The organism is Pimelobacter simplex, from assembly GCF_024662235.1.
Taxonomy (GTDB): Bacteria; Actinomycetota; Actinomycetes; order Propionibacteriales; family Nocardioidaceae; genus Nocardioides.
Window position 1 is genome coordinate 553,929 of record NZ_CP096276.1, and the last position, 12,553, is coordinate 566,481.

Annotated in this window: 11 protein-coding genes; 10 read left to right on the plus strand and 1 reads right to left on the minus strand. The window is 65.0% G+C overall.

Features of this window, described 5'->3' with window-relative positions; all coding sequences use genetic code 11:
- Positions 1–210 precede the first annotated feature (210 nt).
- Positions 211–1,455 (minus strand): IS256 family transposase, encoded by a 1,245-nt coding sequence (locus tag M0M48_RS02535; RefSeq protein WP_257750619.1) that lies wholly within the window; start codon positions 1,453–1,455, stop codon positions 211–213.
- A 306-nt stretch (positions 1,456–1,761) separates the two neighbouring features.
- Between M0M48_RS02535 and M0M48_RS02540 the strand changes: the two genes are divergently transcribed.
- The 10 genes from M0M48_RS02540 to M0M48_RS02585 all read left to right on the plus strand — a co-directional run bounded on the left by M0M48_RS02540 (position 1,762) and on the right by M0M48_RS02585 (position 12,492).
- Positions 1,762–2,955: a CaiB/BaiF CoA transferase family protein gene (locus tag M0M48_RS02540; protein WP_257754278.1), complete on the plus strand. Its 1,194-nt coding sequence runs from the start codon at positions 1,762–1,764 to the stop codon at positions 2,953–2,955.
- The gene (locus M0M48_RS02545) at positions 2,952–3,521 is read left to right on the plus strand and encodes a carboxyl transferase domain-containing protein (protein WP_257754279.1); all 570 of its coding nucleotides are present in this window, start codon (positions 2,952–2,954) and stop codon (positions 3,519–3,521) included. Before M0M48_RS02540 ends, M0M48_RS02545 begins: the two co-directional genes overlap by 4 nt.
- Positions 3,522–3,585: 64 nt before the next feature.
- Entirely contained in the window at positions 3,586–4,830 is a 1,245-nt protein-coding gene (locus M0M48_RS02550) for an IS256 family transposase (protein ID WP_257750619.1), read from the plus strand.
- Between the two features lie 82 nt (positions 4,831–4,912).
- Positions 4,913–5,881, plus strand: coding sequence for a carboxyl transferase domain-containing protein (locus tag M0M48_RS02555; protein ID WP_257754280.1), 969 nt, complete (start codon positions 4,913–4,915; stop codon positions 5,879–5,881).
- A 236-nt stretch (positions 5,882–6,117) separates the two neighbouring features.
- The gene (ccrA, locus tag M0M48_RS02560; protein WP_257754281.1) at positions 6,118–7,299 is read left to right on the plus strand and encodes a crotonyl-CoA carboxylase/reductase; all 1,182 of its coding nucleotides are present in this window, start codon (positions 6,118–6,120) and stop codon (positions 7,297–7,299) included.
- A protein-coding gene (locus M0M48_RS02565) for an IS3 family transposase (protein ID WP_257752069.1) occupies positions 7,299–8,467 on the plus strand; the annotation gives its coding sequence in 2 pieces (ribosomal slippage) (positions 7,299–7,551 and positions 7,551–8,467; 1,170 coding nt in all). Before ccrA ends, M0M48_RS02565 begins: the two co-directional genes overlap by 1 nt.
- Before the next feature lie 26 nt (positions 8,468–8,493).
- Positions 8,494–8,739, plus strand: coding sequence for a hypothetical protein (locus M0M48_RS02570; RefSeq protein WP_257754282.1), 246 nt, complete (start codon positions 8,494–8,496; stop codon positions 8,737–8,739).
- A 3-nt stretch (positions 8,740–8,742) separates the two neighbouring features.
- A complete protein-coding gene (gene trpB / locus M0M48_RS02575) occupies positions 8,743–9,969 on the plus strand; it encodes a tryptophan synthase subunit beta (RefSeq protein ID WP_257754283.1) in 1,227 nt (408 codons plus the stop codon).
- Positions 9,966–10,868 carry a tryptophan synthase subunit alpha gene (gene trpA, locus M0M48_RS02580; RefSeq protein ID WP_257754284.1) on the plus strand — a complete coding sequence of 301 codons (903 nt, stop codon included), beginning with the start codon at positions 9,966–9,968 and terminating at the stop codon, positions 10,866–10,868. The genes trpB and trpA overlap by 4 nt, the downstream gene beginning before the upstream one ends.
- A gap of 190 nt (positions 10,869–11,058) precedes the next feature.
- Entirely contained in the window at positions 11,059–12,492 is a 1,434-nt protein-coding gene (locus tag M0M48_RS02585; protein WP_257754285.1) for a gamma-aminobutyraldehyde dehydrogenase, read from the plus strand.
- Positions 12,493–12,553: the final 61 nt, after the last annotated feature.

The window sequence follows — 12,553 nt, forward strand, 5'->3', positions numbered from 1 at the left end:
GGTGACGGGCAGGACGGGCACGCGGATGGCTGGCGCCTCGACATCGGCAATCCGCCGCGATGGGTGCACCCGGCGCTCTGGAACCGCGTCGGGCGAGAAACACGGAACTTTTCTGGAGCACTTCCACTTCCTACGCACTACATCGGCACTTGTGCCGGTCAAGTCCGCTGGGGTGGTGTACGAGGTTGATCCCTCGGTTGGGCGTGTCGGTCAGGCTGTGAGGGCCTGGAGTTCGGGTTCGGTCACCTCCTCGACGACGCAGGTGTCGACGGCCTGGGCGCGGGCGAGGACGTCGAGTCCGAGGTAGCGGCGGCCTTCGGCCCACTCGTCGTGCTGCTCGGCCAGGACGGCGCCGACGAGCCGGATGATGCTGGCCCGGTCGGGAAAGATCCCGACCACGTCGGTTCGCCTGCGGATCTCGCGGTTGAGGCGCTCGTTGGGGTTGTTGGACCAGATCTGGCGCCAGATCTCCTTCGGGAACGCGGTGAAGGCGAGGATGTCGGCACGAGCGTCCTCCAGATGCTCGGCCACCTTGGGGAGCTTCTCGGCCAGGGCGTCGACGACCCGGTCGAACTGGGCGTGGACAGCGTCGGCGTCGGGCTGGTCGTAGATCGAGTGCAGCAGCGCCTTGACCCAGCCCCACGAGGACTTCGGCGTCGCCGACATCAGGTTCGCCGCGTAGTGGGTTCGGCAGCGCTGCCACGAGGCGCCGGGCAACGTGGCGCCGATCGCGGCCACCAGCCCGGCGTGGGCGTCGCTGGTGACGAGCTTGACCCCGGCCAGGCCGCGGGCGGTCAGATCCCTCCAGAAGGCCAGCCACCCGGCGCCGTCCTCGCTGCTGGTGACCTGCACGCCGAGGATCTCGCGGTGCCCGTCGGCGTTGACGCCGGTGGCGACCAGCACGTGGACCGGCACCACCCGGCCACCTTCGCGGACCTTGAGCACCAACGCGTCGGCGGCCACGAAGGTGAACGGCCCGGCCTCCTCCAGCCGTCGGGTGCGGAACTGCTCGACGTGCTCGTCGAGTTCCTTGGCCATCACCGAGACCTGGCTCTTGGACAGGCCGGTGATGCCGAGGGTCTGCACCAGCTTGTCCATCCGCCGCGTCGAGACGCCGAGCAGGTAACAGGTCGCGACCACACTGGTCAGTGCCCGCTCTGCTCGCTTGCGGCGCTCCAGCAGCCACTCGGGGTACAGCGAACCGGTGCGCAGCTTGGGAACCGCGACGTCCAGAGTGCCGACGCGGGTGTCGAGGTCGCGGTGCCGGTAGCCGTTGCGGGAGTTGACGCGCTCCATGCTGCGTTCGCCGTAGCCGGCGCCGCACACCGCGTCGGCCTGCGCCGAGAGCAGCGCATTGACGAACGTGGTGAGCAGGTCCCGCATCAGATCAGGACTGGCCTGGGACAGCTGCTCGTTCAGGAACTGTGCAGGGTCGATACTGGGTCCAGCGGTCATCGTCGTGGTCCTTCTTCGAGTCGGTTTTCGCAGATCACTCGAAGGATCCACCCGGTGGCCGCGCCTACGTTGGAGGCACGCGCTCACTCAGGTCCGTCGTACACCACTCTGCTGGACTCCACTCTTGTGCCGATCGTCACCTGCAAGGGTTCCAGGTTGGCTAGCGCTTGACAGGCACCTCGCCATCAAAGAAACTGGACCGGTGGCTAGGCCACTAGAGCCCTAGTCCTCTCACTCCCGCGGACGCCTTCGAATCCCGTCTCGGGCCGATGCGCCTTCTTGCTCACTCACCGATCGGAGGATGCGATGCCCAGCAGTACTCGCCCCCCTCAGCCGCTCGACGGACTGCTCGTGATCGACCTTTCCAGGGCCCTAGCCGGACCACATGCCGCGATGATGCTTGGCGATCTCGGCGCGCGCGTTCTCAAAATCGAGGCGCCAGCCGGAGGTGACGACACCCGCGGCTGGGGTCCTCCGTTCCTCCATCCGGAGGGTGCAGATCGCGAGTCCACTTACTTCCTTTCGGCGAACCGGAACAAGGAATCCGTCGCCCTGGATCTGAAGGGCGAGGAAGGGCGCGCGATCCTCACTAACATGATCCGCAACGCGGATGTGCTTATCGAGAACTTCCGCACCGGAGTTCTAGAGCGCCTGGGATTCTCAACGACGCACCTCCTCAAGCTGAACCCCCGCCTCGTGGTTCTGTCGATCACCGGTTTCGGCCACGATGGCCCCGAGGGCGGCCGCGCCGGGTACGACCAGATCGCGCAGGGCGAAGCGGGCCTAATGTCCGTCACCGGCGGAAGTCCAAGTGACATGCAGCGCGTCGGGGTCCCAATCGCCGACCTTTTAGCCGGAATGTACGGCGCCTTCGGAATCATGTCGGCCCTGTACGAACGCAGCCAGAGCGGCGAGGGCCAAGTCATCCGAACTTCGTTACTTGCGTCCGTCGTGGGGGTTCACGGCTTCCAAGGCTCCGCCTGGACGGTCGGTGGCGTCATCGGACGTGCCAACGGCAACCATCACCCGTCGATCTCGCCCTATGGCCTCTTCCACTGCCAGGGTGGTTCCGTCCAGATCGCATGCGGAAGCGAGGGCCTCTGGGCCCGGTTGTGCGACGAGTTCAACATCGACCCCGCGGCGGCAGGCATGGCAACCAACGGCGAGCGCGTGCAGCACCCGGAGCTGGTCCGCAAGACCATCGAAGAAGCATTCGCCAGCGATGCCCCGGATGCCCTCCTCACCCGACTGAACCGTGCCGGTGTTCCCGCAGGACGAGTCCGCACGGTCGACGAGGTCTACAATTGGGACCAGACCATCAGCCAGGGCTTGCTGATCGATGTCGAACACAGCGCCCTTGGTCGCATCACGCTGCCGGGCCCGCCACTGCGCTTCTTCGATGCGAACGACTCGGAGTATGACCGGCACCACCACCAAGCGCCGCCCATGCTGGACGAGCATGGCGCCTCGCTCCGCGCCGAGTTCGGCACGGTCCAATGACCGCCACCGACGTTGCTCGGCCGTCACGGTCGAGCGTGGTCGATCTCGTCGGCGGCCTGCTCGATGCACCCCTGGCTTCTTGGGACACTGCCGCCGCGACCCCACCGGCCCACGCAGATACGCTCGGGTACCGAAAGGCCCTTCGGGAAGCAAGCGAACGCGCAGGAACCGATGAATCTGTCGTGACCGGCGAAGGACTCATCCAAGGTCGCCGTATCGCGGTAATTGCCAACGAGTTCACCTTCCTCGCCGGCTCTATCGGCCTTGCGTCGGCAACCCGCATCGTCGAGGCCGTCGAACGAGCGACAGCCGAACAGCTACCGCTAGTGGCGATCGCGTCCTCCGGCGGCACTCGCATGCAGGAGGGCACCATGGCATTCCTGGCGATGCCGGGGATCGCGGCCGCTGTCGCCGAACACAAGGCTGCCGGCCTGCCCTATATCGCCTACTTGAGACATCCGACGACCGGGGGGGTGCTGGCCTCTTGGGGTTCGCTCGGTACCGTCAAGTGGAGTCCAGCAGAGTGGTGTACGACGGACCTGAGTGAGCGCGTGCCTCCAACGTAGGCGCGGCCACCGGGTGGATCCTTCGAGTGATCTGCGAAAACCGACTCGAAGAAGGACCACGACGATGACCGCTGGACCCAGTATCGACCCTGCACAGTTCCTGAACGAGCAGCTGTCCCAGGCCAGTCCTGATCTGATGCGGGACCTGCTCACCACGTTCGTCAATGCGCTGCTCTCGGCGCAGGCCGACGCGGTGTGCGGCGCCGGCTACGGCGAACGCAGCATGGAGCGCGTCAACTCCCGCAACGGCTACCGGCACCGCGACCTCGACACCCGCGTCGGCACTCTGGACGTCGCGGTTCCCAAGCTGCGCACCGGTTCGCTGTACCCCGAGTGGCTGCTGGAGCGCCGCAAGCGAGCAGAGCGGGCACTGACCAGTGTGGTCGCGACCTGTTACCTGCTCGGCGTCTCGACGCGGCGGATGGACAAGCTGGTGCAGACCCTCGGCATCACCGGCCTGTCCAAGAGCCAGGTCTCGGTGATGGCCAAGGAACTCGACGAGCACGTCGAGCAGTTCCGCACCCGACGGCTGGAGGAGGCCGGGCCGTTCACCTTCGTGGCCGCCGACGCGTTGGTGCTCAAGGTCCGCGAAGGTGGCCGGGTGGTGCCGGTCCACGTGCTGGTCGCCACCGGCGTCAACGCCGACGGGCACCGCGAGATCCTCGGCGTGCAGGTCACCAGCAGCGAGGACGGCGCCGGGTGGCTGGCCTTCTGGAGGGATCTGACCGCCCGCGGCCTGGCCGGGGTCAAGCTCGTCACCAGCGACGCCCACGCCGGGCTGGTGGCCGCGATCGGCGCCACGTTGCCCGGCGCCTCGTGGCAGCGCTGCCGAACCCACTACGCGGCGAACCTGATGTCGGCGACGCCGAAGTCCTCGTGGGGCTGGGTCAAGGCGCTGCTGCACTCGATCTACGACCAGCCCGACGCCGACGCTGTCCACGCCCAGTTCGACCGGGTCGTCGACGCCCTGGCCGAGAAGCTCCCCAAGGTGGCCGAGCATCTGGAGGACGCTCGTGCCGACATCCTCGCCTTCACCGCGTTCCCGAAGGAGATCTGGCGCCAGATCTGGTCCAACAACCCCAACGAGCGCCTCAACCGCGAGATCCGCAGGCGAACCGACGTGGTCGGGATCTTTCCCGACCGGGCCAGCATCATCCGGCTCGTCGGCGCCGTCCTGGCCGAGCAGCACGACGAGTGGGCCGAAGGCCGCCGCTACCTCGGACTCGACGTCCTCGCCCGCGCCCAGGCCGTCGACACCTGCGTCGTCGAGGAGGTGACCGAACCCGAACTCCAGGCCCTCACAGCCTGACCGACACGCCCAACCGAGGGATCAACCTCGTACACCACCCCAGCGGACTTGACCTACCGTCACCCTGGCGGAACCGCGCGCTTTGATCGGATTCCTCGGGCCGAAGGTCTATGCAGCGCTCAACGGAACTGAGTTCCCGAAGGGCGTTCAGTTGGCCGAGAATCTTCTAGAACACGGGATCGTCGACGCTGTAGTCCCATCGTGTGAGCTGAGGCCAACCGTCCTCCGGATCTTGGAGCACCTTGACGGCCCGCTTCCCAGCGCCGGCCAGGCCAGAAGTAGCGACCCAATAGCTAACGGACCGGATGCTTGGGAGTGCATTACCACGACCCGAAGCCCGGACCGCCCTGGCCTCCGAGCCCTGCTCAACCGCTGCAGTTCGGCGTTCGTTCTCGGTGGTCCTGACCGCACTCTGGCGACAGACAGCACCCTTCTGGCCATTGCTAGAGTCGGCGGACATGCTTGTGTCGTCTTCGGGCACGACCGCGAAGCGCAACAGCAGGGTTACCCACCCGGACCAACGGCGCTGCGGCGCGCCCAGCGAGCCATGCAGCTCGCTCGCGATCTACGTCTGCCCTTGGTCACGGTCATCGACACCTCGGGCACCGAACTGTCAGTGGATGCCGAACAGCATGGCACTGCACGAGAGATCGCGAATTGTCTCGCGGCGATGGCGACGCTCGATACGCCAACGGTCTCGGTCGTCCTTGGGCAGGGCTGCGGCGGCGGAGCACTGGCATTGTTGCCGGCCGATCGCACAGTTGCTGCTAACCACGGTTGGATTACACCCTTGCCGCCTGAGGGTGCCAGCGTGATCCTGCACGGTGACCCTGACCTCGCCCCCGCCGTTGCTCGTCAGCAGCGAATCACGGCGATGGACTTGTGTGACAACGGCATTGTCGATTGTCTGGTCGACGACTCCGGCAGCCAGGCGGAGTTCGTTGCGCGAACGCTCTCATCGATTGAGGACCAGATCCAGATTGTTAGCTCCATGGGGAGCGACGCCAGAAGAACCGCCCGCCGCCGTCGCTGGCGAATCGTCACCCCCTAGGCACCGGCGAGCAGGCAAAGAGGACGGAGCCACCGTTGAGCAACCGGATCGGTCCGACGAGCCCAGCCGGCGCTCCGCCCAAGCGACGTGTGGCCTGAGCGCGCTCCCCGAGCCGCAACTCAAGCGCCCCGGCCCGTCGGCTACGGGGCTAGCCAACGCGAGCGGTGGGGCGGAGCCACAAAGTTGAAATGTCATGCCATTTTCTCGAACAGGACAACCGAAGGGAGCCGAATGCCGTGCAGCACATCCTCGACGCCATCCTTGCCGATGGGACCTCTTCGGAGGACTTCGCCAGTCTCGACCTGCCCGCCTCCTATCGCGCGGCGACGGTCCGCAAGGACGAGGTCGACATGTTCGAGGGGATCCCGTCTCGGGACAAGGACCCGCGCAAGTCGCTGCACGTGGAGGAGGTGGCGCTGCCCGAGCTGGGTCCGGGTGAGGCGTTCGTGGCGGTGATGGCCTCGGCGATCAACTACAACACGGTGTGGACCTCGATCTTCGAGCCGGTCTCCACGTTCGGGTTCTTGGAGCGCTACGGCCGGGAGTCCGACCTGGCCAAGCGGCACGACCTGCCCTACCACGTGGTGGGCTCGGACCTGTCCGGGGTGGTGCTCAAGGTAGGCGCCGGGGTGACCCGCTGGAAGCCGGGCGACCGGGTGGTCGCGCACTGCCTCTCGGTGGAGCTGGAGGCCCCCGACGGCCACAACGACACGATGCTGGACACCTCCCAGCGGATCTGGGGCTTTGAGACCAACTTCGGTGGCCTGGCCGACGTCGCGATGGTCAAGGCCAACCAGCTGATGCCCAAGCCCGAGCACCTGACCTGGGAGGAGGCCGCCTCCCCGGGCCTGGTCAACTGCACCGCCTACCGCCAGCTCGTGAGCGCCAACGGCGGGAACATGAAGCAGGGCGACAACGTGCTGATCTGGGGCGCCTCCGGTGGGCTGGGCGGGTTCGCCACCCAGTACGCCCTCAACGGCGGCGCCAACCCGGTCTGCGTGGTCTCGAATGAGGACAAGGCCCAGATCGTGCGGAACATGGGTGCGGAGATGGTGATCAACCGCTCCGAGATGGACTTCAGGTTCTGGAACGCCGACGGCACCGCCCAGAACCCCAAGGAGTGGCTGCGGCTGGGCAAGGCGATCCGGGAGCTGACCGGCGGTGAGGACATCGACATCGTCTTCGAGCACCCCGGCCGGGAGACCTTCGGCGCATCTGTGTTCGTGACCCGCAAGGGCGGGGTGATCACCACCTGCGCCTCCACCAGCGGCTACATGCACGAGTACGACAACCGCTACCTGTGGATGAACCTCAAACGGATCATCTCCAGCCACTTCGCCAACTACCGCTGGCGTGCCTCAGACATTTCGGACAGTGGATCAAATAAGGTCCATTCCGAAATGGAGGTAACTAGTTAATGCCGGAAAAGCGTCGAAAGTTCACGCCTGAGTTCAAGGACGAGGCCGTGAAAATGGTGATCGAGTCGTCTCGTTCGATCGCCGAGGTCGCCCGCGAGATCCACGTCAATGAAGGCACGCTGGGAAACTGGTGCGCGAAGTACCGGGAGGCGAACCCCGAGGAAGAGTCGCCACTGTCGATATCGGAGCGTGCCCGACTTCGTGAGCTCGAGAGTGAAGTTCGCGAACTGCGGATGCGTAACGAGTTCTTGGGAAAAGCGGCGGCCTTCTTCGCCCAGGAGTATCGGTGAGCGCGAAATACGAGTTCATCGACGCGCAGAAGGCGCACTATCCGGTGGTCAAGATGTGCGCCTGGGCCGGGGTGTCCCGGTCTGGCTTCTACGACTGGGCCGACCGGCCCGCCTCGGCCACCGCACAGCGTCGCGAGCGACTCAAGGCCGTGATCGAGGCCGTCTTCGACGACTCCGACGCCACCTACGGCTACCGGCGGATCCACGCTTCCCTCGGCCGCATGGGCGAGGACGCCAGCCCGGAGCTGGTGCGGGGGCTGATGCGCGAGCTCGGACTGGTGCCGTGCCAGCCCCGGCCGTCCCGGCCGACCACCACCATCGCCGGCGACGCCGCCGCAGTGCCCGACCTCCTCGGACGCGACTTCACCGCCCACGCGCCGGGAACCAAACTCGTCTCCGATATCACCTACATCGGCACGGATGAGGGCTGGTTGTACCTGGCGACGGTGATCGACTGCGCCACCAAGGCCTGCATCGGCTACGCCATGGCCGACCACATGCGCACCTCTTTGGTAGTCGAGGCATTGGATATGGCCGCACGCAACTACACCCTGGAATCACAATGTGTGATCCACTCGGATCGCGGAACGCAATACATGAGCGACGAATTTGCCCGCGCAGCCTCACGACTCGATCTTCGCCGGTCGGTGGGTAGAACTGGGATCTGTTTCGATAACGCGTTAGCCGAATCGTTCAACGCAGCGGTGAAAGTCGAACGGGTCAATCGCGTGACCTATCCCACCCGCGACGAAGCGAGGAAAGACGTGGCCCGGTACATCGAATTCCGCTATAATCGCCTACGTCTTCATTCAGCACTCGGCTACCGCACCCCACAAGAGGTCCACGACGAGTACTGCAACCAGCAGCAGGCAGCGTAAAAACACAATTAATCACTGTCCGAAATTTGCGCGGCAGCCCACGCGAGTCCTGGGAGGCCAACCGGCTCATCGCCCAGGCCAAGATCCACCCCACCCTCTCGCGCACCTACCGCCTCGAGGACGTCGGCCAGGCCGCCCTCGACGTCCACCACAACAAGCACCAGGGCAAGGTCGGCGTCCTGTGCCTGGCCCCCGAGGAAGGCCTCGGCGTCCTCAACCCGGACCTCCGCGACAAGCACCTCGACAAGATCAACCTCTTCCGCGGCGTCTGAGCCATGTACAACGCTCCTTCGGCCGGAAGGCCAACCCTAGCCACGTTCGCAACCCAGGACGGATGGTTCGGCCGTTTCGGCGGCCGTTTCATGCCAGAAGCATTGATGACTGCGCACGAGCAACTCACCAGTTGCTGGGAACACGCCATGAACGACGTCACGTTCGGCCAGCAGCTCGACCAACTGCTCCGCGAATACGCGGGCATACCCTCGACTCTGTTCGAAGCAAAGAACCTCAGTCGCGAACTGGCAACTCGGATCCTGTTGAAGCGCGAAGACCTCAACCACACGGGTGCGCACAAGATACGCAATGTGCTGGGCCAGGCCCTCCTCGCCAAGCGCATGTCCAAGACGAGGGTCATCGCCGAGACCGGCGCGGGCCAACATGGCGTCGCGACGGCAACGGCCAGTGCATACCTTGGCCTGGAATGCGTCATCTACATGGGCGCGACCGACGTCGAACGCCAAGCCGTCAACGTAGCGCGAATGGAACTATTAGGTGCCACGGTGGTGCCCGTCGCGACTGGCTCTGGGACACTTAAGGACGCTATCAACGAGGCCCTGCGAGATTGGGTGTCGACGTGCGATACAACCCACTACCTGATGGGCACCGCAGCTGGTCCGCACCCGTACCCCTCAATGGTGCGTGACTTCGTGCGAGGGATCGGGGACGAGGCCAGAATCCAATGCCTCAACCTAACCGGACACCTGCCCGACGTGGCGATCGCCTGTGTCGGCGGTGGCTCCAACGCGATCGGCCTCTTTTCCGGATTCGTCGACGACTCCATGGTTAGACTCGTAGGGATCGAAGCTGGGGGAGAGGGCTTCGCTACAGGCCGTCATTCGGCTGCGATCACGGCAGGACGAGTAGGGGTTCTCCACGGAGCGCGAACGTTCTTTCTTCAAGACGATGATGGACAAACGATCGAATCCCACTCCATCTCGGCCGGCCTCGACTACCCAGGCGTCGGGCCGGAGCATGCTTGGCTGGCCGAGACTGGACGCGCAGAGTACAGAACCGTCACCGACGCTGCAGCGATGGCGGCCCTGGCGAAACTGGCCCGGACCGAAGGCATAATCGCGGCAATCGAGTCGGCGCACGCAGTCGCTGGAGCCTTCGAACTCGCTCGCGAGATGTCGGGCCAGACGATCCTCGTCTGCCTTTCGGGTCGTGGCGACAAGGACATGGCAACCGTCGCGGCGTGGCTTAAGAGCGGATTGGGCCGATGAGCACATCAGATGCCTTCGCGTCCGCGAGTCGCGATGATCGTGCCGCTCTGATCGGCTACCTTCCGGCCGGATTCCCAAGCGTGGAGGGATCAATCACCGCACTTCGTGTAATGGCCGAATCTGGTTGCGACGTGATCGAGGTTGGGCTTCCCTACTCCGATCCAGTAATGGACGGGTCGGCCGTCGAAGCCGCTGCCCGCCTAGCGCTTCAAAGGGGCTTCCGGACGAGGGACGTGTTCCACGTCGTTGAGGAAGTGTCGAAATCGGGTGTCGACGTTGTTGTGATGAGTTACTGGAACCTCATTGAACGCTATGGCTCAGGCAGGTTCGCACGGGACCTTTCAGCCGCTGGTGGTGCCGGCGTCGTCACCCCCGACCTCCCATTCGAGAACGCCTCTGCATGGGTGACTGAAACGGATCAGCGCAGCCTCGACCACATCTTCCTCGTCGCGCCGTCGTCTGCCGACCACCGGCTGAAGGCCACGGCCCTGCACTGTAGCGGGTTTGTCTACGCGACCGCCGTTATGGGCGTGACGGGAGTCCGTGCAGGGAAGAGCGATCTTGCGGAACCCCTCGTCAAACGCGCGCGTGCCGTTACCAACCTGCCCATTGCGGTTGGCATCGGAGTCTCCAACGGTGAGCAAGCTGCGGAGATCGCCACCTTCGCCGACGGTGTGATCGTTGGATCAGCGTTCGTGCGGGCCATAGAGACGGGCCGAGGCAACCCAGCCGTATCCATCGCTGACCTTCGAACGGTGTCCCAACTCGCCGCAGGCCTGGCAACGGCAGCTCGCCGTCCTGCCCGCGGCGCCCGCCGCCAAGCTCCGATCAAGGGAAAGGCTCAATGCGTCGCTGACGGCCCGACGGAAAGAACTCAGCGCCCCTCTGAAGACCATTGACAGAGGGCAACACGGATCCTCATACTGAGAGACTCAGTGACTAGTCCTCTACGTCGCTGATCGCCTTGGCCCCACTGAATGCTGACGCGCGAGATCAAGCGGCCGCCCGGCACCTGCTCTCGCGCGGGGTCGCCCCAGACCAGTCAGCACAACCCACCAGAGACTCGGTGCGAGTCGAAAGGAAACCCTCATGCAGTTGCGTCAGTTCCGAAACTTTATCGGCGGCAAGGCGGCCGACTCCGCTTCCGGCCAGACCTCAGAAGTCATCGACCCGTCCACCGGCCAAGCCTTCGCCACCGCTCCAGTGTCGGGTGCCGAGGACGTCGACCGGGCCATGGCGGCCGCTGAAGCCGCGTTCGAGAAGTGGAGCCGCGTCACACCCTACGAGCGCCAGCTTGGACTGATGCGAATGGCCGACGCTCTTGAAGCTCGCGCGGAGGAGTTCGTCGCGCTGGAGGTCCAGAACACCGGCAAGCCGGTGTGGATGGCCGAGACCGACGACATCCCGCTCAGCATCGATCAGATCCGCTTCTTCGCTGGTGCCGCCAGGATGCTCGAAGGTCGCTCCTCCGGGGAGTACTGGGAGAACACCACCTCCTGGACCCGTCGTGAGCCGGTCGGTGTCGTGGCCCAGGTGACGCCCTGGAACTATCCACTGATGATGGCTGTGTGGAAGTTCGCTCCCGCGCTAGCCGCCGGAAACACCGTCGTCTTGAAGCCGTCCGACACGACGCCGGCAACCACCGCGCTCTTGGCCGAGGTTGCCGGCGAGTTTCTCCCGCCGGGCGTCTTCAACGTGATCTGCGGCGACCGCGACAGCGGGCGCGCAATGTTTGAGCACCGGACCCCGCAGATGGTCGCCCTGACAGGATCCGTGCGAGCCGGCATGGAGGTCGCGGCCTCCGCAGCGCGAGATCTGAAGAAGGTTCACCTCGAGCTCGGGGGCAAGGCGCCGGTCATCGTCTTCGATGACGTCGACGTCGAATCCGCAGCGGAGCAAATCGCAGAGTTTGGCTACTACAACTCGGGTCAGGACTGCACGGCTGCGTGCCGCGTCCTTGTCGGTGCACGAGTGCACGACGAATTTGTTGCCGCGCTCACCAAGGCCGCTGCAAGCACCAAGACCGGCATGCCGGATGGCGACGGTGTGTACTTCGGCCCGCTCAACAACCGGAGCCAGCTCGAGTTGGTCTCGGGCTTCGTGGACCGGCTTCCCGGTCATGCCGAGGTGACGACCGGAGGCAACCGGGTCGGGGACAGTGGCTACTTCTACGCCCCGACAGTCGTCACCGGGATGCGCCAGGATGACGAGGCCGTACAGAAGGAGATCTTCGGCCCGCTCATCACGGTTCAGAAGTTCATCGACGAGGCTGAAGCAGTCCGGTTTGCCAATGACGTGCCCTATGGTCTCGCAGCCAGTGTGTGGACGACCAACCACGCCCGAGCGATGCGCGTGGTGAACGCCCTCGACTTCGGAACCGTTTGGATCAACACCCACCTGAGGTTCGTTGCGGAGATGCCGCAGAGCGGATTCAAGCATTCCGGGTACGGTTCGGATCTCTCGTTGTACAGCCTGGAGGACTACACGCGGATCAAGCATGTCATGAGCAACCTCGAAGGCTGAGCGACGTACTCGGCCTTCGAGCCAGTTCCGTGCTCCAGCATGTGGACGCTTCCTGAGCAGT

Coding starts and splice junctions, on each gene's coding strand:
- trpA (WP_257754284.1), top strand. CDS start 9,966: ATGAGCACATCAGATGCCTTCGCGTCCGCGAGTCGCGATGATCGTGCC.
- M0M48_RS02545 (WP_257754279.1), top strand. CDS start 2,952: ATGACCGCCACCGACGTTGCTCGGCCGTCACGGTCGAGCGTGGTCGAT.
- trpB (WP_257754283.1), top strand. CDS start 8,743: ATGTACAACGCTCCTTCGGCCGGAAGGCCAACCCTAGCCACGTTCGCA.
- M0M48_RS02540 (WP_257754278.1), top strand. CDS start 1,762: ATGCCCAGCAGTACTCGCCCCCCTCAGCCGCTCGACGGACTGCTCGTG.
- M0M48_RS02535 (WP_257750619.1), bottom strand. CDS start 1,455: ATGACCGCTGGACCCAGTATCGACCCTGCACAGTTCCTGAACGAGCAG.
- M0M48_RS02550 (WP_257750619.1), top strand. CDS start 3,586: ATGACCGCTGGACCCAGTATCGACCCTGCACAGTTCCTGAACGAGCAG.
- M0M48_RS02585 (WP_257754285.1), top strand. CDS start 11,059: ATGCAGTTGCGTCAGTTCCGAAACTTTATCGGCGGCAAGGCGGCCGAC.